This is a genomic window from Promicromonospora sp. AC04 (assembly GCF_003058225.1).
Lineage (GTDB): Bacteria > Actinomycetota > Actinomycetes > Actinomycetales > Cellulomonadaceae > Promicromonospora.
This window is the reverse complement of sequence record NZ_QBUG01000015.1, coordinates 1-23,650: the sequence shown is the minus strand read 5'-3', so window position 1 is coordinate 23,650 and position 23,650 is coordinate 1. Positions and strand designations below refer to the sequence as shown.

At 67.1% G+C, this 23,650-nt stretch carries 26 protein-coding genes; 10 read left to right on the top strand and 16 right to left on the bottom strand.

The window, feature by feature from the left end; genetic code table 11:
* The 3 genes from C8K30_RS28245 to C8K30_RS28235 form a co-directional block, all read right to left on the bottom strand.
* Positions 1-954, bottom strand: a complete 954-nt coding sequence (locus C8K30_RS28245; RefSeq protein WP_108496238.1) for a carbohydrate ABC transporter permease — start codon at positions 952-954, stop codon at positions 1-3.
* Between the two features lie 84 nt (positions 955-1,038).
* Positions 1,039-2,349, bottom strand: a complete 1,311-nt coding sequence (locus tag C8K30_RS28240; protein ID WP_108496237.1) for an ABC transporter substrate-binding protein — start codon at positions 2,347-2,349, stop codon at positions 1,039-1,041.
* A gap of 196 nt (positions 2,350-2,545) precedes the next feature.
* Complete coding sequence (locus C8K30_RS28235) at positions 2,546-3,565, bottom strand: LacI family DNA-binding transcriptional regulator (RefSeq protein WP_108496236.1); 1,020 nt, start codon at positions 3,563-3,565, stop codon at positions 2,546-2,548.
* Between the two features lie 357 nt (positions 3,566-3,922).
* Between C8K30_RS28235 and C8K30_RS28230 the strand changes: the two genes are divergently transcribed.
* Positions 3,923-5,311 (top strand): glycosyl hydrolase, encoded by a 1,389-nt coding sequence (locus C8K30_RS28230; RefSeq protein WP_199230744.1) that lies wholly within the window; start codon positions 3,923-3,925, stop codon positions 5,309-5,311.
* Between the two features lie 298 nt (positions 5,312-5,609).
* Positions 5,610-6,401 carry an SDR family NAD(P)-dependent oxidoreductase gene (locus C8K30_RS28225; protein WP_199230743.1) on the top strand — a complete coding sequence of 264 codons (792 nt, stop codon included), beginning with the start codon at positions 5,610-5,612 and terminating at the stop codon, positions 6,399-6,401.
* A gap of 123 nt (positions 6,402-6,524) precedes the next feature.
* Here C8K30_RS28225 and C8K30_RS28220 read toward each other — a convergent pair whose 3' ends face one another.
* Entirely contained in the window at positions 6,525-7,601 is a 1,077-nt protein-coding gene (locus C8K30_RS28220) for an LLM class flavin-dependent oxidoreductase (protein WP_108496233.1), read from the bottom strand.
* Between the two features lie 96 nt (positions 7,602-7,697).
* Between C8K30_RS28220 and C8K30_RS28215 the strand changes: the two genes are divergently transcribed.
* Entirely contained in the window at positions 7,698-8,066 is a 369-nt protein-coding gene (locus C8K30_RS28215; protein WP_108496232.1) for a MerR family transcriptional regulator, read from the top strand.
* On the opposite strand, the gene C8K30_RS28210 is transcribed toward C8K30_RS28215, so the two are convergent.
* The 3 genes from C8K30_RS28210 to C8K30_RS28200 all read right to left on the bottom strand — a co-directional run bounded on the left by C8K30_RS28210 (position 8,063) and on the right by C8K30_RS28200 (position 10,290).
* Positions 8,063-8,686: a TetR/AcrR family transcriptional regulator gene (locus tag C8K30_RS28210; protein WP_108496231.1), complete on the bottom strand. Its 624-nt coding sequence runs from the start codon at positions 8,684-8,686 to the stop codon at positions 8,063-8,065. The genes C8K30_RS28215 and C8K30_RS28210 overlap by 4 nt on opposite strands.
* Positions 8,687-8,706: 20 nt before the next feature.
* Positions 8,707-9,390 (bottom strand): SDR family NAD(P)-dependent oxidoreductase, encoded by a 684-nt coding sequence (locus tag C8K30_RS28205; RefSeq protein ID WP_108496230.1) that lies wholly within the window; start codon positions 9,388-9,390, stop codon positions 8,707-8,709.
* Between the two features lie 117 nt (positions 9,391-9,507).
* Entirely contained in the window at positions 9,508-10,290 is a 783-nt protein-coding gene (locus tag C8K30_RS28200; protein ID WP_108496229.1) for an SDR family oxidoreductase, read from the bottom strand.
* Positions 10,291-10,369: 79 nt separating this feature from the next.
* Here C8K30_RS28200 and C8K30_RS28195 point away from each other — a divergent pair, with 79 nt between their 5' ends.
* From C8K30_RS28195 to C8K30_RS28190, 3 genes are read left to right on the top strand one after another with little or no spacing between them, the layout of a single operon-like run.
* Complete coding sequence (locus C8K30_RS28195; RefSeq protein WP_108496228.1) at positions 10,370-11,092, top strand: DsbA family protein; 723 nt, start codon at positions 10,370-10,372, stop codon at positions 11,090-11,092.
* Positions 11,092-11,265, top strand: a complete 174-nt coding sequence (locus C8K30_RS30825) for a hypothetical protein (protein ID WP_158281148.1) — start codon at positions 11,092-11,094, stop codon at positions 11,263-11,265. Before C8K30_RS28195 ends, C8K30_RS30825 begins: the two co-directional genes overlap by 1 nt.
* A 52-nt stretch (positions 11,266-11,317) precedes the next feature.
* Positions 11,318-11,887, top strand: a complete 570-nt coding sequence (locus C8K30_RS28190) for an NADPH-dependent FMN reductase (RefSeq protein ID WP_108496227.1) — start codon at positions 11,318-11,320, stop codon at positions 11,885-11,887.
* A 126-nt stretch (positions 11,888-12,013) separates the two neighbouring features.
* Here C8K30_RS28190 and C8K30_RS28185 read toward each other — a convergent pair whose 3' ends face one another.
* The 4 genes from C8K30_RS28185 to C8K30_RS28170 all read right to left on the bottom strand — a co-directional run bounded on the left by C8K30_RS28185 (position 12,014) and on the right by C8K30_RS28170 (position 14,546).
* Positions 12,014-12,421 (bottom strand): nitroreductase family deazaflavin-dependent oxidoreductase, encoded by a 408-nt coding sequence (locus tag C8K30_RS28185; RefSeq protein WP_108496226.1) that lies wholly within the window; start codon positions 12,419-12,421, stop codon positions 12,014-12,016.
* 83 nt (positions 12,422-12,504) lie between these two features.
* The gene (locus tag C8K30_RS28180) at positions 12,505-12,936 is read right to left on the bottom strand and encodes an Rrf2 family transcriptional regulator (protein WP_108496225.1); all 432 of its coding nucleotides are present in this window, start codon (positions 12,934-12,936) and stop codon (positions 12,505-12,507) included.
* A 109-nt stretch (positions 12,937-13,045) separates the two neighbouring features.
* Entirely contained in the window at positions 13,046-13,387 is a 342-nt protein-coding gene (locus tag C8K30_RS28175; protein WP_108496224.1) for a putative quinol monooxygenase, read from the bottom strand.
* A gap of 208 nt (positions 13,388-13,595) precedes the next feature.
* Positions 13,596-14,546: a LysR family transcriptional regulator gene (locus C8K30_RS28170; protein ID WP_108496347.1), complete on the bottom strand. Its 951-nt coding sequence runs from the start codon at positions 14,544-14,546 to the stop codon at positions 13,596-13,598.
* Between the two features lie 88 nt (positions 14,547-14,634).
* Between C8K30_RS28170 and C8K30_RS28165 the strand changes: the two genes are divergently transcribed.
* Complete coding sequence (locus tag C8K30_RS28165) at positions 14,635-15,405, top strand: Pr6Pr family membrane protein (protein WP_108496223.1); 771 nt, start codon at positions 14,635-14,637, stop codon at positions 15,403-15,405.
* A gap of 276 nt (positions 15,406-15,681) precedes the next feature.
* Positions 15,682-16,695 carry a zinc-binding dehydrogenase gene (locus tag C8K30_RS28160; RefSeq protein WP_108496222.1) on the top strand — a complete coding sequence of 338 codons (1,014 nt, stop codon included), beginning with the start codon at positions 15,682-15,684 and terminating at the stop codon, positions 16,693-16,695.
* A 20-nt stretch (positions 16,696-16,715) separates the two neighbouring features.
* Here the strand turns inward: C8K30_RS28160 and C8K30_RS28155 are convergent, their stop codons facing one another.
* The 3 genes from C8K30_RS28155 to C8K30_RS28145 all read right to left on the bottom strand — a co-directional run bounded on the left by C8K30_RS28155 (position 16,716) and on the right by C8K30_RS28145 (position 20,040).
* On the bottom strand, positions 16,716-17,333 hold the full coding sequence (locus tag C8K30_RS28155) for a TetR/AcrR family transcriptional regulator (RefSeq protein ID WP_108496221.1): 618 nt from the start codon (positions 17,331-17,333) through the stop codon (positions 16,716-16,718).
* A gap of 182 nt (positions 17,334-17,515) precedes the next feature.
* Entirely contained in the window at positions 17,516-18,889 is a 1,374-nt protein-coding gene (locus C8K30_RS28150) for an amidohydrolase family protein (protein ID WP_108496220.1), read from the bottom strand.
* A 185-nt stretch (positions 18,890-19,074) separates the two neighbouring features.
* A complete protein-coding gene (locus C8K30_RS28145) occupies positions 19,075-20,040 on the bottom strand; it encodes a hypothetical protein (protein WP_108496219.1) in 966 nt (321 codons plus the stop codon).
* 312 nt (positions 20,041-20,352) lie between these two features.
* Here C8K30_RS28145 and C8K30_RS30525 point away from each other — a divergent pair, with 312 nt between their 5' ends.
* Positions 20,353-21,120 carry an MFS transporter gene (locus C8K30_RS30525; RefSeq protein WP_146197618.1) on the top strand — a complete coding sequence of 256 codons (768 nt, stop codon included), beginning with the start codon at positions 20,353-20,355 and terminating at the stop codon, positions 21,118-21,120.
* Here C8K30_RS30525 and C8K30_RS28140 read toward each other — a convergent pair.
* Together C8K30_RS28140 and C8K30_RS28135 are read right to left on the bottom strand one after the other, a co-directional pair.
* The gene (locus C8K30_RS28140) at positions 21,101-22,375 is read right to left on the bottom strand and encodes a Y-family DNA polymerase (RefSeq protein ID WP_108496218.1); all 1,275 of its coding nucleotides are present in this window, start codon (positions 22,373-22,375) and stop codon (positions 21,101-21,103) included. The two genes, C8K30_RS30525 and C8K30_RS28140, sit on opposite strands and share 20 nt — an antisense overlap.
* Entirely contained in the window at positions 22,372-22,824 is a 453-nt protein-coding gene (locus C8K30_RS28135) for a LexA family transcriptional regulator (RefSeq protein WP_108496217.1), read from the bottom strand. The genes C8K30_RS28140 and C8K30_RS28135 overlap by 4 nt, the downstream gene beginning before the upstream one ends.
* A 125-nt stretch (positions 22,825-22,949) precedes the next feature.
* Between C8K30_RS28135 and C8K30_RS28130 the strand changes: the two genes are divergently transcribed.
* Positions 22,950-23,561, top strand: a complete 612-nt coding sequence (locus tag C8K30_RS28130; protein ID WP_108496216.1) for an ATP-dependent DNA ligase — start codon at positions 22,950-22,952, stop codon at positions 23,559-23,561.
* Positions 23,562-23,650 lie beyond the last annotated feature (89 nt).

Here is a 23,650-nt window from a genome sequence, read left to right as displayed (position 1 = left end):
TCATGTGAGCTCACCTCCGTTGTCGGGCAGGAGTCTGCGCTGGAGCCACGCGATGACGAGCACGATGATCAGCAGGACCACGGCCATTGCCGACGCCAGGCCTACCTGGGAGAACGTGAAGGCCGTGTTGATCGTCTGGATGACGAAGGTCGAGGACCCGTTCGACCCACCGGTCATGATGAACGGCATCTCGAACACGGAGAGCGCTCCGGAGACGGCGAGAACCGTCGACAGCCCGATGATCCGTTGGATGCCGGGCGCGATGATGTACCGGAACTTCTGCCAGGAGTTCGCGCCGTCGAGGTCGGCCGCCTCGTACTGCTCGTTCGGGATCGACTGGATCGCGCCGAGGAACAGCACGAAGTTCAAGCCCATGTACCGCCACACGCTCGTCGCTGCCAGCGAGACGTTGACGAGCGATGGGTCACCGAGCCACAGCGGCGGATCGGCGAGGCCGAACGTCGCCAGTACGGCGTCGAGCGTGCCGCCGGGCCGGAAGAAGTAGAGGAAGACCAGCCCGATCGCGACGCCGTTGATGAGGTAGGGGAAGAAGATGATCCCCTTGAACCACGTCCGGAACCGGGTGTTGAAGCTGAGGACCGTCGCGAAGTACAGCGCGAGCACAAGCTGGATGAACGCCCCGCCGAGGTAGTACAGGCTGACCAGGAACACCCGGAAGATCTCCGGACGCGTGAAGATCTCCACGTAGTTCTGCCAGCCCACGGGTTCCTTGACCGGGTCCAGCCCGTCCCACGACGTGAAGCTGTACCAGACCATGTTCGCCATGGGAACGTAGGTGAACAGGGCGAGCAGCCCCACCGGGGCCAGCAGGAACAGCCAGGGCGTGATCCGCCAGCCGCCCTTACCCAGCCCGCCGGTGGCCCGTGGTCTCGCTTGCGAGCGTGCCGCGCGCACCACGTCGAGCGCTTCGGCATCATTAATGACCGCGGCCATCGCAGTCGCCTCCTTCAATGCATCGGGGATCGGCTCGTCGTGGCCGGCCGGCCCGTTCGACAGGCCGGCCCCGCGTGGGCTGCGTCAGCCGACGACCTCGGCGCGGGCAGTGGCCCAGCGGTCGTTGAGGTCTGCGAAGGCGGACGCCTTGTCCCCGTCCGCCGCACCACGGGCGACGTCGACGAACGCGCGGCGATACTGGTCGCCGCTGAGATCGATCTCGGCTGCGGTGTAGATGTCCGAGAGCAGGCTTTCCTCACCTTCAGGGGCCGGGGCGAGCTCGACCTCCTCGACGCCGAACTCCTCGAAGTCCTGGAGTGTCGCCGGCGACTGGCCATCGACCTGCGGGGCGAGGCCGCCTTGGCTGTCGGCGAAGCCGGACTCGTCGAGGAACCAGTACAGCCATGCCTCCGCGGCCTCCTTGTTCTCGGAGTTCTTGCTGATCCCGATGCTGTAGTCGCCCCCGACGGTCGAGTGGAACTTCCCGTCGGTCTGCCATGGCATGGGCCAGAACCCGATGTCTTCGCGCGGCTTGCCTGCCGCCTCCGCGGCGTCCTGCAACTGCGTGACCGACCAGGATCCGAGCACCATCGTGCCGACCTGACCGGTGCCGATGAGGTTCTTCGACTCCTCCCAGTTGGTGGTGGTCGGGTCGGGCTCCGACAGACCCGCCTCGACGATGTCGAACAGCAGCGAGTCGATCGCGTACTGCTCCATCCCCTCGGTCCATGGCGCGTTCTGCTCGGTGCGCAGGTTGACCCCTTCCGGGCCGTCGATCGTGCCCTGGTTCGACTGCCAGCTGGAGAGCGGCCAGCCGTCGGCGTAGTTCGTGTAGTAGGGGATCGCCTCGGGTGAGGTCTCCTTGATCGCGCTGAGCGCGTCGAGGAACTCCTCGGGCGTCGCGGGCGGCTCAGTGATCCCCGCCTTCTCCCAGACGGGCTTGTTGAGCACGTAACCCATCGCCGTACCGAACGTGGCGATCCCGTAGGCGTCCCCCTCGAAGGCGCGCTGGTGGATGAAGCGGTACTTCTCCCCGAGCTCGTCAACCGACCCGAGCGGCTCGAAGAAGGTCGCCAGCTGGTCGGGGTCGACGGCGTTGGGGATCAGCAGGACGTCGCCGTAGTCGCCTGAGTTGAGGCGGACGGTCACGTCGCCCTCGTAGTCGGTTAGTGCCTCGAACTCGACGTCCACGGCGGGGTACGTCTTCTGGAACTCGGCGACGTAGTCCTCAAGCACCGTATCGACGATGTCGGTGCGATTGGTCAGGACGGTGATCGTCCCGGACGGGCCGTCACCTTCGCCGCCCCCGTCGTCGGAGCCGCCTGAACAGGCCCCGAGCACGAGCGCCGCCACGGCGGCGGCGCTCGTGGCACCAAGAATGTGCCTCTTTGTCATCTCGATCTCTCGCTCTCGTCGTCCTTGACTGCTGCGATGTTCAGCACCGGGTCGTCCTGCGCACGACGGCGCCACATGCAGCGCTTGAGCCATCTGACCGCTCCAGCCCGTCAGAATCCTTTGCAGGGGCCGATTCCATTTAGTGAAGCGCTTAAGTTTGTGTAAGTCAACGCCCCGTCGTCGCGGTTAGATCCGGTCAGGGACCGACGTAGCGCGCCGTCGTCCCGCGCGGCCGTAGCGTGGGCGTCGAGTCGAGGAAGCTGCCGCCCTTTGCACCCTCGATGCGGTCGAAGAGCCGACGAGCGACGTGCGCACCGAAACTCGTCACGTCATGACTCAGCGCAGACAGGCGTGGGTAGGTCGCGACACACAAGGGCGAGTCGTCCCAGGCGATGATCGACAGCTCCGCTGGGACCAGGATGCCGAGCTCGTTGGCGACACCGAGGCCCGCCAGCGCCATGACGTCGTTGTCATAGATGATCGCTGTCGGGCGGTCCGCTCGGGTCAGGAGCGTGCGCGTGGCACCAGCGCCCTGGTCCGGGGTGTAGTCGGTCCGGCCGATCTGTCCTTCCTCCCCCAAGCGTGCCGTCTCGTCGCGAAAGGCGTCGTCCCGGATCTGGGTGTGGCCAAAGCTCTTGACCCCTGACACCCGGGCGATCCGTCGGTGCCCCATGGCGTGCAGATAGCGCACGGACTCACGCATCGCGGACGCGTCGTCGGTCCATACGCTCGTGAGGCCGCCGGCAAGCACGGGATCGCCCACCAGGACCGCCGGGATGGAGTCGGGCTCGGTCAGCCAGGGCACGCGCGGGTCGTCTAGCCGCAGGTCGACCGTGACGACTCCGTCGACGCGCCGGGCCGCGCGCCACTTGCGGTACGCGCGCATCTCGGCTTCGAGGTCGGGCACGACCTGAAGGAGCAGGCCGTAGGACCGCTTGGCGAGCTCGGACTCGATCCCCGCGATGAACTGCATGTAGAACGACTCGAAGCCGAGAGTGTTGGGATCGCGGGCGAGAACGAGCCCGACGGTCTCCGTCCGTGCACCGGAGAGCGACCGTGCGGCTGAGCTGGGCTCCCAGCCGAGCTCGCCGGCGATCGCCAGGATTCGCGCCCGGGTATCGGCTGACACGCCGGGCCGGTCGTTGAGTGCGTAGGACACCGCGCCGGTGGACACGCCTGCGCGCTGCGCGATGTCCGCGATGGTGATTCGTCGCAAGTGCAGCCCCTTCGAGAGTCGTGAGGCAAACAGCCTACTGAAGCGCTTTATCGATCGAGCACCGGCACGCCCACGCGCCGCTCTGGCTCGCTGCCTTCCGAAGCTCGCCCGGCCTGTCAGAGCGGCCATGCCTGGTCCTGCCGGACGGTACTTTCCAGATTTTCCAACACATTAAGCGGTTCAGGCCAAACGGTAGACAGGGCCGTTTCGCACGGTCTAGCCTGCCGACGGCACGCACCATCCAAGCAATGACGCGGAGGACAGATGAGTGACCATGACCACGCACGCCACGTCGCGCGTTCCTCGCCAGCCTGGCGCCGCCGTCGGCTCCGGGCCCAGTTGGGAGCCGTGGCCTCAGTGGCGGCTCTCACAGCGGCCCTCGTCGTGACGCCGGCTGCGCCGCCCACGGCACAGGCCTTTCCGCCCGGCAGCAAGCAGGCGGTGATCGACTACCTGCACTCCATCACCGGCTCGTCGGTCGTCTCGGGCCAGCACAACAAGGAGCCGGCGACCCTGCCGGGGCAGTACACGCAGCAGGTCAAGGACATCACGGGGCAGTACCCGGGGTTGTGGGGCGGCGACCTGATGTTCCGTGCCGACGATGCAGCGAACCGGCAGCGCGTCGTGGACAAGGCGAAGACTGAGTGGGCGAACGGCTCGCTCGTCGCGCTCACCTGGCATGCCTGCTCCCCGACTGTCGGGTCGACCTGCGAGTTCGACGGCGGCGTGAAGAAGCAGATCAGCCAGGGCGACTTCGATCAGATCGTCACAGGCGGCACGGGGCTCAACCAGACGTGGCGCCAGCGAATGGCGGAGGTCGTGCCCTACCTCCGTCAGCTGCGCGACGCCGGCGTCCCCGTGCTGTGGCGGCCCTTCCACGAGATGAACGAGACCTGGAACTGGTGGGGCGCACGTCCCGGCGGGAACGGCGGCGCGAAGATCTACCAGCAGATGAAGGACTACTTCGACGCGCAGGGCCTCGACAACCTCATCTGGGTGTGGAACGTCCAGGACAACCCCGCAGGGAACTGGGCGTCCTACTACCCCGGCCACGCGTACGTCGACGTGGTCAGTCTCGACGTCTGGTACAAGGGCCATCCGAGCCAGTCGGACTACCAGCAGATCCAGTCCATAGCCGGCGGCAAGCCCATCGCGATCGGGGAGATGGGCAAGGTGCCGAACGACGCGCTCCTGACGAGCCAGCCGCGCTGGAGCTACTTCATGATCTGGTCCGAGCAGCTGCGCGGCAGCAACTCGGACGCCGAGATCCGGTCCGCGTACTTCCACCCACGCGTACTCAACCAGGGCGAGGTCCACGTCGAGTCGGGCGGAGGCCCACCGGACCCAGCCTCGCGCACCGGTCCGATCGTCGGGCTCGCCGGAAAGTGCGTGGACGTCGCAGCATCGGGCACGGCAAACGGAACCGTCGTGCAGCTGTACACCTGCGCACCGGGCGTCGCCCAGACATGGGAGGTCAGGCCAGACGGCACGATCCGCAACCCGAACTCGAACAGGTGCCTCGACGTCGCCGGCGGTGGCACGGCGAACGGGACCCAGGTCCAGCTCTGGGACTGCAACGGCACCGGCGCCCAGCAGTGGGTGTACTCGTCCATGACGCAGTCGCTGCGAAACCCCCAGGCCAGTAGGTGCCTCGACGTCACCGGGGGATCCACTGCGAACGGGACGCGCCTGCAGATCTGGGACTGCAACGGGAGGGCGAACCAACGCTGGATTCTGCCGGTCTGATCTCGCACGGAGCTTCCGCTCGCCATCGGGCGTGCGGAAGCTCCGTGCGCGCCTCGCGCCGCGGGCGCTTGGTCGGGGTTGACCCCGCAGTCGCTGCCGCTGCCGGGGCGTCGCGGGTCGGGCGCCGATCATCCGGGAGCTTGCGGTGGCGCCACTTCGGACCGAGGGCAGGGCTTGTCCTTGACACCAGTGTCAGGGCCTACCTTCCGGGTGACCCAATGTCGCATCCCTGGGTCGAGCTCGGTGCTGCAGCCGCATTCCAGGCCGACCGCGCGCTCGTCTTGGCGCGCGACGGCCGGTGCGGGAAGCGGCCCGTTGCGCGACGACTGGATGCATGACCGGAAGGAACACAACGACCATGTCAACACTCGATTCGAAGGTTGCCCTCGTCACCGGCGGTTCTCGTGGCATCGGTGAGGCGATCGTGCGCCGCCTGTCTGCCGACGGTGCGGCGGTGGCGTTCAGCTACAGCTCCTCGTCGACGGCGGCTGATGTACTGGTCGATGAGCTGCGGGCCGCGGGCGGGACGGTGAGCGCATATCGAGCCGATCAGGGCAGTCCGTCGGACGTCGAGGGTCTGGTTCGGCAAGCCGTGGATGATTTCGGGCAGCTGGACATCTTGGTCAACAACGCAGGCACTGCTGTCTTCGGCAGTCTGACCCACCCGGACACCGACATGGACTCCCTGGACCGGCAGCTGGCAGTGAACGTGGCCGGTGTCATCCGCACCGTGCGGGCCGTGTCTAAGGTCATCAGCCGGGGCGGCAGGATCGTGTCGATCGGTTCGACCGCGGCCTCCTATATCGGGAACCCAGGTATCGCGGACTACGCGGGTACGAAAGCGGCGGTCTCCGCGCTGAGCCGAGGCTGGGCCCACGACCTGGGTGACAAGCAAGTCACGGTGAACACCATCCACCCCGGCCCGACCGATGTCGGACAGGGGCCGGCCGAGGAGGTCGCCGCGAACATCATCCTGGGTCGGCTCGGCAAGCCCTCGGAGGTCGCCGGACTGGTCGCCTATCTCGTCGGCCCGGAGGCCGGGTACATCACCGGAGCGGACATCACGATCGACGGCGGATACAGCGTCTAGCAACGGACGACAGCACCAAGTTAGAAAAGGACACTCCCGGTTCCTCTGGGGCTGACCTTATGGCGAGTGGACCGTGCGACGGGAGGGTCCGGGCGGCTGGCGCCGTCCGGACCCTCCCGTCGTTCACGCCGAGACGTCGGCTGCTCCGTGCGGTTGATCAAGTACCGGGGAGGCGGGAATCTCGCGTCGGATCTGTGGGAGGACTTCGGTGCCGAGCAGCTCGATGGCGTTCATGACGTCGCGGTGCGGCACGCCTGCCCAGTCCAGCTGGAGTGCGTATCGGTCTGGCTGCACGACGGCTGCGATCTGGATGAGGCGGTCGGCCACCTCGCTGGGGCTGCCGACGAGCAAGGAGCCCGCGCCGTCGGTGTACTGGTCGTAGTCGGCTCGGGTCGGCAGCGGCCAGCCCCGTGCTTGCGCGCCGTAGGACATCATCTGGTGCCAGTACGGGAAGTAGAGGTCCTTGGCCTGTTGCGAGGTGGGTGCCACGAACGCCGGGCCGGCCATCGTGACGTGCAGGTCCTGGGTCCGGTCGGCCGCGGCTCCGGCCCGCCGGTACAGGTCGGCAAGCGGGGCGAACCGTTCGGGCCGCCCTCCGACCACGGCGTACACGACCGGCAGGCCAAGCGTGCCAGCCCGCACGGAGGACTGCGGGTTTCCGCCGGTCCCGATGGAGATGCGCAGGTGGTCGCGGTACGGGCGGGGGAAGACCTCGGCGTCGCTCAGCGGCGCCCGGAATCTCCCCGACCACGTGATCGGGTTGTGGTCATCGAGCTCCAGGAGCAGCCCCAGCTTCTCCTCGAAGAGCTCGTCGTAGTCCTCCAGGCGTGCCCCGAACAGTGGGAACGACTCCGTGAAGGATCCACGGCCGACCAGGAGCTCGGCTCGCCCGCGACTTAGCTGGTCGAGGGTGGTGAACTGCTGGTAGACCCGCACCGGGTCATCCGTGCTGAGGATCGTCACGGCGGACCCGAGTGTGATCGTCGATGTCACGCTCGCCGCCGCGGCGAGCACGGTCCCCGGGCTGGAGATGGCGTAGATGTCGAGGTGATGCTCGCCGAGCCCGTAGAACGAAAACCCAGCCTCCTCGGCCAGGCGGATACGTTCGAGAGCGTTGGCGAGCTGATCGGCGACGGTGATCTGCTTGCCGGTGTGCGGGTCCGGGTAGCGGTCCGCGAAGCTGATGAGTCCGAGTTCCATGGGAGTGCCTTCTTGGGAATGTCGGGTGCAACTGTGGGCGTTGACCGTAAGACCTGACACCCATGTCAGGGACAAGCGGGTGACGGGAGGCGCAGCGTGCGTATCGGTGAGCTTGCGGAGCGCAGTGGTGTGAGCGTGCGGTCGCTGCGGTACTACGAGCAGCAGGGTCTGCTGAGCAGCACGCGGACAGAGGGCGGCCAGCGGCGTTACGAGGAGGGCGCGATCGATCGCGTGATCCGGATCCAGGAGCTCTTCGCCGCCGGCCTGTCGAGCAAGCGGATCGCCGTGGTGCTGCCTTGCATCGAGGCCCGGGCGGAGAACCGCACGCCCGCACTGCTGGATGAGCTGGCAGTAGAGCGTCAGCGAATCAACGCGCAGATCACCGATCTGCTGCGCACCCGGGACACGCTCGACGAGGTGATCAGCACTGCAGCTGATGTGCTGACCGCGAGCCAGCCGGCTTAATCCTCATCGGGTAGCAGCTTCTCTCGCCCGGTCTGGGTGAGGGGAAGCACATCGAGTGCGGTGATGGCTGCGGCTGACAGCTTCGCACGACCGACTCCCGCTGCCCCGATGGTCTCCAGGCCTCGCGTGAAGGCGAGATAGAACGCCGCCAGGGGCGCGGGATCTGCGTCCGGATCTACCTCACCACACGTTTGCGCGTCCACGATGCATCCCAGGTAGACCTGCTCCAGCTCGCTGAACGCCTCGAGCGCGGAGCTGGCCACGTCGGGGTCATGGTCGGAGAGCTCGGCGTTCCCCTTGAGGAACAGGGACACCCGGGGCTGCTCCGCGCTGAACTCGATCGCCAGCCGCAGCAGGTGCGCCCGGATGCGCTCGATCGGTGACGCGTCGCTCTCGGCGAGGGCTTGGTCGAGAGCTGCGACGGCGTCGGCCGCGTCGCTCTTGAACGCGCGGATGAACAGCTCTCTCTTGCCGCCGAACGCGTTGTAGATGCTCTGCTTTCCCAGGCCCGTCGCCTCGACGAGGTCGCCGAGCGAGGTGCCGCCGTAGCCACCGGCGGAGAACGCGGTGCTGGCCGAGGCCACGACGTCGTCTTCGGTAAACTTCCGCGGCCTAGCCATGCCCCGGAGTGTAATCGTCGTCAGACGTCCGCAAGCAGCCCTCCATCGACGACCAGGGACGAGCCGTGGACGGCCGCGGACTCGTCGGAGGCAAGCCACAGGACAGCGCGCGCGATGGCCGCAGGATCTGGCTGAGCACTCGGGCCGGCCATCTCGAGGGAGTTGACCCGGATATTGTCGTCGGCGGTCTCCAGAGCGGCGGCCTTCGTCAGGCCGATGACGCCGTACTTGGCCGCGACGTAGGGGCCGTGGTTCGGCAGCGAGAACGGTCCGATGACGGAGGCGGTGTTGATGATCGATCCGCCTCCCGATTCCCGCATCGCGGGGATCTGCGCGTGCAGGCCGTTGAAGACTCCGCCGAGGTTGACGCCCACGACCCTGGTCCATTCCTCGAAGGAGACCTCGTCGAGCTGGGCGGTCCTGCCCAGGACGTCGGCGTGGTTGTGGGCGATGTCCAGGCGCCTGAAGCGCTCGACCGTGGCGGCGACGAGTCGTGCGACCGATTCGGGGTCACTGACGTCGGTCTGGACGAAGTGTGCGTCGCCGGAGCCGATGAGGGCGACGGTTTCCTGGGCTTCTTCGACGAGGAGGTCGGCGACGACGACGCGGGCGCCCGCCTCGGCGAGGGCCAGCGCGGATGCTCGTCCGACGTCGCTCCCTGCTCCGGTGACGATGGCAACTTTTCCGCTGAGGTTGGCAGACATCTCACACGCTCCTGGTGATCCGGCTTTGAGAGTGAACTCGTTCATCGTGAGACACCCCGGCTGGTGACGCAGGCCGAGCCTGCAGGTGTGGCGCGTGCCGCCGCGGCCGGCAGCGCGTCAGGTGACGATCTTCCGGCCCACCCGCGCGGCGATCTCGATGACCCGGCGGCGGGATGCGAGCCGGGGCAGGAGAGCTTGCTGGCGGGCGGCGTTGCCATCCAGGATCGAGGGGACATCACGGTCGACCCCGTCGAACGCGGTCGCGGTGACCTGCTGCACGGTGCGCTGGTTCTTGAAGTCCCGCTGGGTCCCGTTGTCGAACGGCCCGGGGGCCAGTGCCAGGATCCTGACGCCTGACTCGCGGTTCTCGGCCCAGATCGCTTCGGTCAGATGCAGGACGAATGCCTTGGACGCGCCGTACGCAGCGCCGAACGGCACGGGCAGGTACCCAGTGCTGCTGGCCATGTTGATAATCACGCCGTCCCGGTTGGCCAGCATGGGCGGAAGAAGCGCCCGCGTCAGCTCCAGGACCGTCATCACGTTCAGCTGCGTGTGATCGCGCAGGACGTCAGGGTCGATGCCGGTGAAGGAGTCGAAGATCCCGCCGCCGGCATTGTTGATCAGCACATCGACGCGCTTGGACGACTCGTCCAAGCCGCGGAGCAGGCCTTGCGCCCCACCTGGAGCGCCGAGGTCGTGCTGCTCGACATCGACGACCACGCCATGCCCGTCCACGAGCTCGGCGGCAAGGGCTTGCATCTTCTCGACGTTCCGGGCTACGAGGATCAGGTTCGACCCCCGTGCTGCCAGCCGCCGCGCGAAGGCGGCCCCGATCGCCGACGAAGCGCCCGTCACGAGGGCCGTCTTGCCGCTGTAGTCGTACCGCTCACGCCTTGACATAGTTCGACGCTACTAATTTTGGACGGATTGGTCAATTACTCTTGACCCTGACACCAATGTCAGGTCTTACCTTGCGGGCATGACGAACGACACGCAGAAGGCAGGCGGTGGTTCAGCGGGCACGCGCAGCCCTGCCGGCCCGATCAAGGTGGACATCTGGGCGGACGTGGCGTGCCCGTGGTGCTACGTCGGCAAGCGGAAGTTCGAGGCCGCCGCGAAGGCGTTCGCGGCGGACGGCCTCGGCGAGGGCCGTCAGGTCGAGGTGGAGTTCCACAGCTTCGAGCTCGCGCCTAACCTGCCCCTCGACCGCACCGAGACCGCCAAGGAGTACCACCTCAACCACATGGGGATGAATGAGCAGCAGGCCGACGCCGCGCTCGCCCGGATGGCCCGTGTGGCCCGGAAGGTGGACGTGGAGCTGAACTACGACACGAACATCGTCGCGAACACGGTCCTGGCCCACCAGCTGATCCACTACGCGAAGGCTCGCGGAAAGCAGCTGGAGACCGAGGAGGCCCTGTTCCAAGCCTTCTTCACCGACGGTCGCGACGTATCGGACATCGCCCAGCTCGCCGAGATTGCCGAAGGCCTCGGCCTGGACCGCGGCGACGTCATCCGGTCGCTCGAAGGCAACGAGTTCCTCGATGCCGTGCGCGCGGACGAGTCCCTCGCCCGGTCCTACGGGATCGGCGGCGTGCCGTTCCTGCTCGTGGGCGGCAAGTACGGCCTGTCCGGCGCCCAGGAAGCCACGACGATCCAACGCGCCCTGGAGCAGGCGTGGTCCGACAGGAAGGACAGCTGATGCCCGCACACCGCGCCTCAGCAGACACCACAGCAGACCTCGCAACACGATCCGCAGACCGGAGCGAAAAGACCGGGGAGGCGTCCGGGGAGGCGCCTGCGTCGTTCACCCCGTTCGGCGACCTCGCTGCGGCGTTCTGCGACGACGACCACTGCGAGATCCCCACCCACTGAACCCCATGCCACGCAGGACGACACACACCCAAACGTAAGGAAGCACGGATCCATGACGTACACCGTCGGCTACTTTGTTGGCAGCCTCTCCAGCGCCTCGATCAACCGCAAGCTCGCCAACGCCCTGACGCGGTTGGCTCCCCAGGCCGACCTGCGGCTCGTCGAGATCCCGATCGCGGAACTCCCGTTCTACAACCCGGACCACGACGCCGACTACCCGGCCGAAGGCCGTGCTCTGAAGCAGGCCATCAAGCTGGTCGACGCCGTCCTGATCGTCACCCCGGAGTACAACCGGTCCATCCCCGGGTACCTGAAGAACGCGATCGACTGGGCGACCCGCCCGTGGGGCGACAACTCGCTCGCCGGCAAGCCGTCCGCGGTCATCGGCGCATCGATCGGCGCCATCGGTACAGCTGTCGCCCAGCAGCACCTGCGGAGCATCCTGTCGTTCGCGGCTTCGCCAGAGCTTGCCCAGCCCGAGGCCTACCTCACGTTCACCGAGGGACTGATCACCGACGACGGCGAAGTCACCAACGATGCTACTGCTCAGTTCCTGATCGACTGGCTTAAGGCGTTCAACGGCCACATCCAGAAGACCCTCGGCCCGGCCAGCGCAGCCTGAGCACCAACGGCGACCAGCTCGCTCGACGGGGCGCGCCCGGGACGCTGTAGGCGGCGGAGCTCCTGGTAGGACCGGCTGCCGTCGGTCCTACCAGGAGTACGCCAACGCGGACCGGTTCGGCACTGGTCAGGTGACAGGTTCGAGGACGACCACGGGCAGGATGCGGGTCGTCCCGCTCTGGTACTCCGCGTAGGTCGGAAAGACGTCCACCATGAGCGGCCAGAGACGCTCTCGTTCGTCGTCGCGCGCAGTCCGGGCGTCCACGACGAACTTGTCGGCGCCGACCTGGACCTCGACGCGTGCATGAGCCAAGAGGTTGAGATACCAGGCGGGATGGGTGTCCTTTCCTCCACGCGAGGCGACCAGCACATAGTCCGCGCCGACCTTGCGATAGATGGCCGCGAACTTCCGCTCCCGGCCGGTCTTGCGCCCGATCGTCGTCAGCACGAGCGTGTGCACGCCGGGCAGCCATTCGTGCCCCACGCGACCGTCGGTCTCTTCGTAGGCGCGGATGTGTTCTTCCTGGAACAGCACGGTGTCCTCCTGGTCGTGTTCAGCAATCGGTCTCGTAGGGCGACTCGCCACGCAGTGCGGTGCAGCCCGGCCAGTGGCCGGACTCAGGGCACAGCGAGCACGCCCTGCAGGACCTCGTCGAGGGTGGTCTCGGCAAGCTCTCGGCGGACGGCATCCTCGGCGCGGTCGTAGATCCCCTGGAGCGTCGGCCGGATGCCGTGACCCACGGGGCACTGCTGGTTGGGCGTAGAGCGATGCAGGCCGAGGAGCGGCCCGGTCTCCACGGCGTCGTACACGTCCAGCATCGTTGTCTCGCCGAGCGGGTGGGCAAGGACCCAGCCCGCCCCGGCACCACGGCGTGAGGTGACGAGTCCGGCCTTGCGCAGGTCGCTGAGCAGGCGGCGGATCACCACCGGGTTGGTATTCACGCTTCCGGCGATCTGCTCGGACGTGGCCACCTCGTGCCCGTCGCGCTGATGCAGCTCCATCCAGGCCAGTGCATGCGCTGCAATGGCGAGCCTGCTGTTCGCGCTCATCGTTCTCCCGAGTCCATAGCCATCAGTTGTAACTAACTATATTACGACTGGCTGGATGGAGTGCTCCTGTCCCAGCCCGCCGTGAGGTGAGCCAGGACAGGAGCGCGGGTCACGTGTCGGGGTTCTCGAAGCCCTTGACGCCGGCGAACTCCCGGTCGCGGACGTTGTAGATGTGGGCGACGCGGTTGACGACGTTGAGCTTGCCGACCTCGGCGATCGTGGCCAGGAACACGTCGCTGGAGGTGTGGGCGTCCAGGTGAGCCCGGGTCTCCCAGCCCTCGGTCAGACGGAAGACGTTGGGGTCGACGACGCTCTCGGCCATGTCGTACCAGACGCAGCCGTCCTTCTTGCGGGTGTGTGCGATGTCGTTGCGTACGTGCTGGAGAAACTTCTCCCGGTCGTCCGGGTGTATCTCGTAGAGCGCCGCGACAACAACGGATGGGGCAGTCATGACAGATGAATCCTTCGCGAGATCTGAGTTCACGGTGAGGGCGCGGCGTGGCTCACCGCCCCTCGGTTCAACGTAGGAAACCCCACCACCTGAACGCAAAGACCAATCTCATGTGCACGCCATAGGCAACGCCTATGCGCTGTTCGGGATTCGCCAGAGGAATTCCCAACGGGCACTCCAGTGATTGGCTATTTGATGTACAAGGACTTCAGCTGGTGACCTTGTCCTTCGGCGCGGTGTGAGGCCCGAGCCCCGGCTCGCCGCCCTGGATGCCTGGCACGGGGCCTGCTGGCCACTGCTGCTGGCGTAGCAGGTCGATCAGAACGCTCTCCGCGGGTCCAGGTTCCGGTCGCGCTGCAAGGAGCACGGGCTCCCACATCATGGGCGCAATCGGGCGAGCCAGAGCTACGTACCCCTCCGGGACGCCGGAGTTGGGCACGATGGTCACTCCCAGTCCATCGGCGACGAGGCGAAGCGTTGCCCCGATCTGCGAGGCGCGTGCGACGGGGCTCACTCGTAGCCCGCGCGCGTTCAGGTGCTCGGCGGTGCGCGCGTTCAGGGCGCTGTCCTCGGTGAAACCGACCCAAGGCTGCGCCACCAGCTCGTCGAGGGTCACGCCATCCGAGTCCAGCAGCGGATGATCTCGGGGAAGCACGGCGGCATAGGGCTCCTGGCCCAGGACGTGAGCGTCGTACCCGCAACCCGGAGGTACATGGTCGACCAGTGCCAGGTCCAGCGCGCCCAGCCGAACCAGACGTTCGAGATCGGCGAGCGTGGGGTCCTCGTACAGGGTGACCCGCAGGAGCGGATGACTGCGTCGCAGCGTCGCCAGGGCGCGCGCCAGCTGAGGCACCCCGAGCCCGAGCTGGGTCGCGACGAGGAGCTCTCCGGTCAGGTCTTGACTGCCCGCTTGAGCCATCACCCGCGCTCGGCGGGCCGCAGCAACAGCGACCTCGGCCTCCTTCAGGAACGCCCGCCCTGCCACCGTCGGCGCCAGACCTCGCGGGGTCCGCGCGAACAGCCGGACCCCCAGGTCTCGCTCGAGCGACTTGATCTGCTGCGACACCGACGGCTGGGCGACCAGTAGCCGGTCAGCCGCGGCCGTCACTGACCCCTCCTGCGCCACGATCAGTGCGTACTCGTACTGCCGCAAGCTCATCGCGATCTCCCACACGACTCGACAATGATGTAACAATAGTAGTTGCTTCTATCCTGACCAACCCGGCACTGAGGAACGGCACAAGCCCATGAACGCACCGAACGGCAAGACCGCCCTGGCTTCCAGCGGGTCGCGGAGTACCGGCGCCGCCATCGTCGGCCGGCCCAGGTCCAGATCACCACGCCTCGTGAAGGTCCTGACATGGCTAGGCCTGGCGAACGGTCTGGTCGCGCTCATCCTGCTGTTCTCGGTCTTCTTCCCTCAGGCACTGACGGGCACGGACGCGGCGAACAATGGCGTCGGCACGTCCGGCATCGTCCGCCCCTGGCCGCTCGCGCTGCTGTTCTACTTCTCGTTCCTGACGCAGCTGAGCAACATCGGGCTCGTGCTCACCTACACCGCAGACCTCACCTCATGGCGCTGGCTCGGCTGGTTCCGCAAGCCCCGCACGCAGGCGCAGTTCGTCTCCCTCATCTTCCTCGTCGGCGCCTTCTTCAACATCGTCCTCGCACCGCTGGTGAACTTCGAAGGCAGCTTCGGAGCCGCCAACGTCATGCTGCACACCATCGCTCCGCTGCTCTACTTCGCCTGGTGGGGCTTGCGCGCCGGCCTGCACCCGCTGCGGTGGATCGACACGCTCTGGATGCTTGTCCCACTGACGATCTACGGGGTCTACATGATGGTCCGCGGTGCGATCCTCGACGACTGGCCATACGAAGCGTTCGACGCCGACGCGGTCGGGTGGCCGACGGCAATCGTCTCGCTGATCGCCACGCTCGTTGCGACCGGCCTGGTCGCGCTCGTCGTCGTCCTGATCAACAAGGCGGCCTGGGCGCGATCACTCGCTCCCCGGAACTGATCCGCACAGACCGGCAGGAGCAGCAGCCGCGGAGCAACTGGCTCGGGGTGTCTCCAACGGTGCCGGCGCGCTGGACGGCAAGCGGGCGCTGTTGACCGGGCGATTCGAAGGGGAGCGGCGCGGCGTGGGTTACCCGCGCGTCCTGGGAAGGGAGCGCACGCCACGGCGGGGGAGTTCCGCGGTGTTGTTGGTCACCCCGGTAGCCATTCCGTAACGTACGGTCCATAATGGGAAGGCAGGCCGGAGCGGCCTGGCGAAAGGGAAAGAAGGCAAGAGATGCGCCGCATTGTGCATGACTTCCACGGTGAGCCAGGCGAAGTGCTGAGGCTGGATGAAGCCGCGGCGGGAGATGACCCCGCAGCCGGTCAGGTGCGGATCAGGGTGCTCGTCCGGCCCATTCACCCTGGCGACTTGCTCGGCATCATCGGCCAGGCGAACGAGCCGACCGGCGGCCGCGTGCCAGGCCATGAGGGCATGGGCGTGGTCGACGCGCTGGGTAACGACGTCGGCACGCTCGCCATTGGTCAGCGCGTCGCCTTCTATCCCGTCCAGGGAGCATGGGGAGAGTTCGTCCTCGCCGATGCACGGTTCGTGGTGCCGCTGCCCGATGATGTCGAGGACACTGCCGCGAGCTTGATGCTGGTCAACCCGCTGACCATGCGCATGATCATGCGGGCCGTGTTCGAAGGCGGTGGTGGGCAGGCGGGAGTCGACGGGCCGATCATCCAAACGGCGGCTGGATCGTCGGTCGGCAAACTGATCACCTCGGCGATCCGAACTCACGACGCCGAAGTGATCAGCCTCGTACGCAGCGAGGCGGGCGCGCTCGACTTCGCCGAGCGGTTCCCGGGCACTCCAGTGGTCTCCACCTCCGATACCGACTGGCGTGAGGTGGTCCGCAAGCAAGTGGATGATCGGCCGGTGCGGGCAGTAGTCGACGCCGTCGGTGGGGAATTGCCCATGGAGCTCCTCGGGCTGCTGACGCCGGGAGGCTCGTTGATCGAGTACGGCTCCTTGTCGGGGCAGGCGATGACCGTGCCGACGCTTGACCTCGTGGGACGCGAGATCGTCGTGCGGGGCGTCAGCGTCGGTCGCTGGGCCGGTCTTCCCGACCCGGTCCGAGCGGCCGATACGGAGTTCGCGCTGGAACTGGCGCGATCACAACCCGAGCTGCTGGAAGTGGCAGCCGAGTTCGACCTGGCCGACTTCCGGCAAGCCTTGGAGCATGCCCAGCGACCGGGAAGGGTGGGCACGGTGCTGCTCACAAGCCGCGAACACGCCGGAAACTGACCTTACGTAGCTATACGACGTCAGGAAGCTGTGGTGGTACGGCGTCCTCGTCCGGGAGGAAGTGTCCTGAGTGCTGTCTCGGCGGTCCTCATCAGAGAATCTCGGGGTACGCCCGCCTTGCCCAGTGCCTCCATTCCGCGCAGTACCGCAAGCAGGAGGCCGCCAAGTTCACGGGCGTCGGCGGTGGGGTCGATGTCCCGGTCCGCCTGCGCCTCCTGCACGGCTTGGGTGAGGAGGTCTTCGAGAACGACGAAGGTCCTGAGTGCGCGGCTCGCGACCGCGGCGTCCCGATTGGCCAGTTCGGCGGTGCTCCTGGCGAGCAAGCATCCTCGGTGCGTCGTGTCGGCGACGATGTCCTTGGCGGTGCCGATGACGTGGGCCCGGATCCGGTGGATGGCTTTGCCCGGTGATTCCAGCAGCTCATAACGCACGTTCGCTTCGGCATCGTCGCAGTAGCTTTCGAACGCGAGCACGAAAAGCTGGTGCTTGTCACCGAAAGCGCCGTACAGGCTGCCCTTGCCGAGGCCGGTCGCCGTGGTCAGATCCACGACGGACGTCCCGCCGTAGCCGGTCTCGGCGAACTGGTTTCGTGCCGCACGCACAACATCCGCCTCGACAAAGTCCCGTGGTCTCGCCATCAACCCACGGTAACAGTTTCTGGACCGGACGGTACGTTCTGAGGCGCGCGCCACTGGCGTCTGGCTACGGGGGCCAGCTGGCGCCACAGCCGGTCCGCTTTCAGCCCAGATTAGCCTCTGATGCTGGGCCTGTTGAGTCTCGTCCTCCTGCCTCGCACGCTCCAACAGGGGGCCGGGCCCCATCAACTGTGAAGGCCGGCGCGCACCTCGGCGAGTTGCGATCCGTAGGCGGACAGCAGCTGCTCGCGGGAGCGTTCGGCCTGGGTGTTGATGTCTGGCAGGTCGAATCCGACCAGTTCACCGGCCCATTTCTTGACGCGTCCGTCGATGAAGACGGCCTCCACGTTGGCGGCGGACGAGAAGTTCACGACGGTGCCGTGCACCGATCCCCACGGGGACGTGCTGACGGTGTTCGTCGTCAGGACGACGAAGTCGGCCTTCTTGCCCGGCGTCAGCGTCCCGATGGTGTGGGCGAGATTCGCGTTGAGGGCACCACCGACAGTCGCTGCGCGCAGCACGTCCAGGACCCCGTACGGTACGGGCCCAGGATCACCCGCTGCGGCCCGTGCGAAGGCGAGCCCGCGCTGGACGGTGAGCAGCACCCGCATCTCGGTGAACATGTCGTGGGCGTAGCTCAGTTCGTTGTCGGAGCTGATCCCCACCTGGACGTCTGCTGCGCCTGCGTCCATGACAGGTACCGAGGCGCCGAGCCCGTAGTGCGGGTCAGACCGGGGTGCGAGGTTTACCGCTGCCCCGGCGTCCGCGATACGGCGCCACATGTCCGTGGTCAGCCCCGCGCAATGGTTGAGCGTGTGGGCCGGCCCCAGCAGGTCGGATGCCAGGGCGTCCTCGAGCCCTGGCATGCCCATGGCCACCTCGGAGGAGACGTCGAGGCTGTGCTCGGCGGCGAACCGCCAAGTCTCCAGTGACGGCGCGACGTCGAAGAGACGCACCGTCACACGGCCGTGCCCGCGTCCGGCGAGGCTGTCACGCAGGCGGAGCACGTCAGCAGGCAATGCTGACGGCGAAGTAACGGTCGGTGAGCCAGCCGCGTGGACCGCACGGATGCCGGAGGCGAGGAGTGCATCGATGGCGGCGTCCGAGTGTTCCGAGGTCCGGGAGTTGTGGCTGTTGTCGACGATCGTCGTCGTACCGCCGTTGATCGCCTGCATCGCCGTCACGGTCTGCCCGATCGCGATGTCCTGCGGCGTGTAGTGCGGCGCCAGGCCGCCGTGGGCGATCGCCATGTACGACTGGAACGGCACGTCCGGCGCGATCCCCCGCAGCTGCCCTTCCCAGGCGTGCACGTGCGAGTCGATCAAGCCGGGGATGACGATGCGATCGGTCGCGTCGATGACGAGCCCGCCGTCGACGTGCCCGATGCTGCCCGGCACAACATCCTCGATCACGCCACCACGCACCAGGAGATCACCGACGAACGTGCCGCGGTCATCCATCGTCACGATGTGCGCCCCGCGCAGGACGATGCGCCGTTCTGGGTCAGTCTCGCGCGCGAGGATCCGGTCGAGCTGAGCGTCAACTTCGGTCGGTGACATTGCGGAGTCCTTTGTTCTTTCGAAGATCAACGGCCGTCAGGACGACGCATCCTGGCGTAGGTCGAGTGCGCTCGTGCGGGTCGCGGCCAGCGTCATGCGGGATAGCGGCCGGATCGCCATCGTCATCGTCGGCTCGGCTGTCGGCGCGGTGCCGAACCTCCGCTGTGGGAGCGAAGCTGGCTGAGTCAGCCGCGGGCGACGATGCGAGCCTTCAGAAGGTTTGGGTCCCGCTGGATGACGAACGCTGCGCTGGTGACCCACAGCGTGCTGCCGTGTATCGCGACCGAAGTGGGACCGGTGAGGCCGTCAGCGGCTGTGAGTACAACCTGGTGCGTGCCGTCCGGATCGACAAGAGCCACCTGATTTGCTCCATTCAGGGCTGCGACCACGGTCTGGGATCGGCCGACGAAGGCGAAGTCGTCGATCCCGTCGAGCCCGCTGGCCCGGATTTCCGGTACTCCCGCCGTGCCGCCCCGCTGGAACGGGATTCGGACGAGCGTGCCATGGTCCATATTGGTCACCCACAGGCTGCCCTGGTGGACTCGGAGCCCGTTGGCTCCCAGGAATCCTGAGGGCTTCAGTTCTGGTGCGTCCAGCCACTTGGTCGGAGCGTTGCCGGACAAGGGAATTCGCCAGATTACGCCGAGCGCCGAGTCGGCGACGAACAAGGTCTTTCCGTTCTCGTCGGCTGCCATGCCATTGGGGAAGCTGGCTGCCGGGAGCGCCGCTATCCGCACTGGCGGCGCACCGTCGCGGATCCTCCAGATGCCGGTGTGTGTCGGAGATCCGGCGGCGTAGCCAACGTAGGAATCACCGTTTCCCATGTGCACGAGACCGGTGGCGATGGCCGTCCCGAGCACGGGGGTGCTTGTGCCGCCATCCGGTGGCAAAGGCAGAGTGCCGCGCAGAGTTAGAGATCCGTCGGGGCGGATCCGGGCGACCTGCCTGCTGCCGGCGAAGCTCAGCTCCACTTCCTCACCAGGCAGCGCCACGATGTTCTCGGGCTGTTGTCCGGTGCTCAGGTCGAAGTAACTGTGCACTCGTGGGTGGATGACCGGCCAGGTCGCTGCCTGTGCCAGTGGAGCTGTGGTCAGGAGGGTGGCCATGGCAGTGGCCAGGACGGCTCGGAGTGCTGAGGTGCCGTTGCGCATAAGAATCTCCTCAACGTTGTGGCAGTACCTCTCGGTGGCATGCCCCCGAGAGGTACTGTACCGAACGTTACGAATAAGACGCGACCAGATGCTGCACCGTTGCGAGCCGCCCAGCCTTAATTGGAACGAACGGTACAGATTGCGTAGCGTCACGCCCCGTGACAGAACAGGTGGGGCGGCGGGGCGCCAACAACGAGAAGAGCACACGCAGCGCGTGGGGCGCCGTCGGTGCCATCGGGGCGGGATCGCTGACCCTGGTCATCTCCGAGTTCCCAGTTCTTCGCCCTTCCGAAGATTCCGGTGAAGGAGCCGGTGACCGTGCGGTCCCTGCTGAAGGTGTTCAGCAACAGTCACGCACGAGTCGGCGTGCTCGCCTCGATGCCGGTCTTCTTCGGACAGTTCGTCGGCTATACCTACCTCGTGCCGTATCTGCGCGATGTCGCCCAGGTCCAGGACAGTGGGATTACCGGCGTGCTTCTGGTGTTCGGCGTCGCCGGAGTCATCGGCAACTTCGCCACCGGTTTCACCGGGCAGCTGAGCGTACGTGGCGTCGTCACCGTGGCCATCGTGCTCCTCGCCGCGTCGGTGGGTCTTGCCCCAGTGGTCGGAACGTCACCGGCGGGAGCCATCACACTGATCGCAGTGTCGACGCCTACCGGAATGGCACCCGGCCAAGGTATCCCGCGCCTGACCCTCCGCCGCCGGAGCCCATGTGCGTGGTCGTATGTCGGATGTGCTGGCGGTGCCGCCGTCACCGGACTTATCGGTGGCGGGAGTTTGCGCGACAACCACCTCGACGAGCATGCCCACAGATGCGGTTCGCTGTATCGTTCCGAATTCGCAACAGGCGTGCTGTGGGAAGGTGCGAGCAAATCCGATGCGATGCGGGTCATGTTCGAATGCACGGCCCGGGTCCCAGCCTTCCTAGTGCGCGAGCGTCACTCGCCGAGAGCGTGGGGTTCTCAGGAGTCCATCTGCAGCCTTGCGCGGCAACAGCGTCCGGCACCGGGTGACACAGCGCATCGGCGTGGGGATCGAGCGTGCTCCCGACGTTACGGGGTCACGCTCGCACGGTGGTGAGCTCGGCCCAGTGGGTCGTTGCGCGGGGCGTGAGCATGGTGCGTTTCATCTGCCATGACGGACCGGGCCGGAAGCCGCCGTATCCGAGCCCGAGCGAGTTCTTGCCGGTCTTCTTCTGCACGCGGTCGATGAGGGTGGCGATGCCGGCGTCCTCGTGTGGGGAGCGGAAGATCTCGAAGGGGAGTTGTGCTCCGGCGGGGGTGAGGTCGGTGAGGAGGAGGCCGGCCCGTGCGTACCGGGCGCCCTCGACGATCTGGGGCAGGAGCCGGTGGGCTGCCCGGGTCAGCTGGACGGGGTCGGCGGTCGGGAACGGGAGGCGGACCGTGATCGTGGGGTGGTGCTTGTCCTGAGCCCAGTGACTGGTGCCGGCAAAAGTGGTCAGGGTGTGGGCGACCTGGGAGTGCTTGACCAGGCGGGTGGCGGCCTGCTGGGCGTAGATGCTCAGCGCCTGGCGCATGGTGGCGGTGGTGGTGACCTTCTCGGAGAACGAGCGGGACACGATGATCTGCTGCTTCTTCCCGGTGTGATCCTCCTCGGGCCCGATGCACGCGATCCCGCGCAGCTCCAGCGCGGTGCGCATGACCACGACGTTGAACAGCGCGCGGATGTGCGCCGGGTCGACGGTGGCCAGGTCCCAGACGGTCAGGACGCCGTGCCCGCCCAGGCGGCGCTCCAGGCGTGAGGCGATGCCCCAGACCTCGGAGACCGGCAGCGCCCTCATGAGCTTCTCGCGCCAGCCGGGGTCGATGGCCGGCCAGACGCATACCCCGTTGAGGTCGTCGATCTTCTTCGCGGCCCGATTGGAGAGTTTCGCCAGTGTGCGGGTCTGGGCGATCCCGACGCACACCGGCACGCCGAGCAGACGGCGGAGCGCGTCCTTGATGTCGTGCCCGAGCCGGGTCATCGCTTCCGGGTCGGCGGAGGTGCGCCGGTCGACGGTGAGGAAGGCTTCGTCGATCGAGTAGACGTCCAGGTCGTGGGTGAACCGCTCGAGGACCTCCATTACGCGGCGGGACATGTCGCCGTAGAGCTCGTAGTTGCTCGACACTGCCACGACGCCGGACCGGGCGGCGGTGGGCCGCAGCTCGAACCAGGGCTTGCCCAGGTCCAGGCCGAGCGCCTTCGCCTCGCGGGAGGCGGCGACGACCATGCCGTCGTTGTTCGACAGCACGACCAGGGGCACGGTCTCCAGGGCAGGGTTGAAGACCCGCTCGAAGGACGCGTAAGCGCTGTTGACGTCGACGTGTGCGATCACCGGCGGCCCCGCAGATGATGGATGCAGTAGGTGACCACGCCCCAGACTTGCAGGTCGGACAGCTCGGGCACGGTGATGTCGGGGTGGTGGGCGTTCTCGGCGCGCAGCACGACGCCGTGCGGGCCGAGCTCGAGGCGCTTGACGGTCAGCTCGCCGTCCAGGACGGCGACGACGACGTCGCCGTGGCGGGGTGTCTTGGACCGGTCGACCAGGAGCTCGTCGCCGTCGCTGATGCCGGCCTCAGTCATGGAGTCGCCCGCGGCGCGCACGATGAACGTGGCCGCGTGGTCGTGCACGAGCATCTCGGTCAGGTCGATCGCGCCGTCGTAGTAGTCCTGCGCGGGGGAGGGGAACCCTGCGGCGACCGAGACGGGAGCGACCCGAAGCGCGTTGGTGCTGGTGGGGCTGATGGTGGCGGTGCTGGCGGGGCGTGGTGACAGGGCGAGCATTACGCCTCCCAGACCGCACGGCGGTAGTACATGCGTTCGAGTCTATGTCCGGAATGCCGCGAGGTAGCAACGATGCAGGTCAGCGGCGACATGCGGTGTGAGCGTCGGCGGGTGACTGTTGGACTATGGCGGCAACGTTGCCTGCGGGGCTTACTGGCCCGGTCCAGGTGGCCCTGGCGCGCGCCGTCGAGCAGATTCCCCACGCGGGCGCGCTGCCCGGCGGGTGCAGGTACGAGCCCAAGTGGGACGGCTTCCGCGTTATCGTCACGCTGGACGAGGGCGGCGCGAATCTGTGGTCACGCCGCGGTACCAACCTGTCGACGACGTTCCCCGAGATCGCGGCAGCATGCGTCGACCAGCTCACGCCCGGGACAGTGCTCGACGGCGAGGCGGTGATCTGGTCCTCCGGCCGCCTCGACTTCGGGGCTCTGCAGACGCGCATGGGCCGCGGTCCTCGTAGTGCCGCCGCGCACGCCGTCGGCCACCCCGCCTCCTACGCCGCGTTCGACGTCCTAGCCCACGTGGGCCAGGACCTCCGGCCGTTGGCGTTCGACGACCGCCGCGGGCTCCTGGAGCAACTCGCCGCTACCTGGCGCCCGCCATTGAACCTCTCACCAGTCACGACCGATCGCGATGTCGCCACCGAGTGGTTCCAGACCTACTCGACGGTCGGCATCGAAGGCCTCGTGATCAAAGGTGGAGCCCAGTCCTACCCGACGGGTCAGCGGGGCTGGTGAGTTATCTGCACCATCGGCGTGGTGTCGGTACCCACGACGCCGCACGTTGATAAGCCGGTAGTGCAGTTCCTGACTGGCGACCTGCGAGG

Coding starts and splice junctions, on each gene's coding strand:
- C8K30_RS28245 (WP_108496238.1), bottom strand. CDS start 954: ATGGCCGCGGTCATTAATGATGCCGAAGCGCTCGACGTGGTGCGCGCG.
- C8K30_RS28240 (WP_108496237.1), bottom strand. CDS start 2,349: ATGACAAAGAGGCACATTCTTGGTGCCACGAGCGCCGCCGCCGTGGCG.
- C8K30_RS28220 (WP_108496233.1), bottom strand. CDS start 7,601: ATGGAACTCGGACTCATCAGCTTCGCGGACCGCTACCCGGACCCGCAC.
- C8K30_RS28210 (WP_108496231.1), bottom strand. CDS start 8,686: ATGGCTAGGCCGCGGAAGTTTACCGAAGACGACGTCGTGGCCTCGGCC.
- C8K30_RS28205 (WP_108496230.1), bottom strand. CDS start 9,390: ATGTCTGCCAACCTCAGCGGAAAAGTTGCCATCGTCACCGGAGCAGGG.
- C8K30_RS28200 (WP_108496229.1), bottom strand. CDS start 10,290: ATGTCAAGGCGTGAGCGGTACGACTACAGCGGCAAGACGGCCCTCGTG.
- C8K30_RS28195 (WP_108496228.1), top strand. CDS start 10,370: ATGACGAACGACACGCAGAAGGCAGGCGGTGGTTCAGCGGGCACGCGC.
- C8K30_RS30825 (WP_158281148.1), top strand. CDS start 11,092: ATGCCCGCACACCGCGCCTCAGCAGACACCACAGCAGACCTCGCAACA.
- C8K30_RS28190 (WP_108496227.1), top strand. CDS start 11,318: ATGACGTACACCGTCGGCTACTTTGTTGGCAGCCTCTCCAGCGCCTCG.
- C8K30_RS28180 (WP_108496225.1), bottom strand. CDS start 12,936: ATGAGCGCGAACAGCAGGCTCGCCATTGCAGCGCATGCACTGGCCTGG.
- C8K30_RS28175 (WP_108496224.1), bottom strand. CDS start 13,387: ATGACTGCCCCATCCGTTGTTGTCGCGGCGCTCTACGAGATACACCCG.
- C8K30_RS28170 (WP_108496347.1), bottom strand. CDS start 14,546: ATGAGCTTGCGGCAGTACGAGTACGCACTGATCGTGGCGCAGGAGGGG.
- C8K30_RS28165 (WP_108496223.1), top strand. CDS start 14,635: ATGAACGCACCGAACGGCAAGACCGCCCTGGCTTCCAGCGGGTCGCGG.
- C8K30_RS28160 (WP_108496222.1), top strand. CDS start 15,682: ATGCGCCGCATTGTGCATGACTTCCACGGTGAGCCAGGCGAAGTGCTG.
- C8K30_RS28155 (WP_108496221.1), bottom strand. CDS start 17,333: ATGGCGAGACCACGGGACTTTGTCGAGGCGGATGTTGTGCGTGCGGCA.
- C8K30_RS28150 (WP_108496220.1), bottom strand. CDS start 18,889: ATGTCACCGACCGAAGTTGACGCTCAGCTCGACCGGATCCTCGCGCGC.
- C8K30_RS28145 (WP_108496219.1), bottom strand. CDS start 20,040: ATGCGCAACGGCACCTCAGCACTCCGAGCCGTCCTGGCCACTGCCATG.
- C8K30_RS28135 (WP_108496217.1), bottom strand. CDS start 22,824: ATGCTCGCCCTGTCACCACGCCCCGCCAGCACCGCCACCATCAGCCCC.
- C8K30_RS28130 (WP_108496216.1), top strand. CDS start 22,950: ATGGCGGCAACGTTGCCTGCGGGGCTTACTGGCCCGGTCCAGGTGGCC.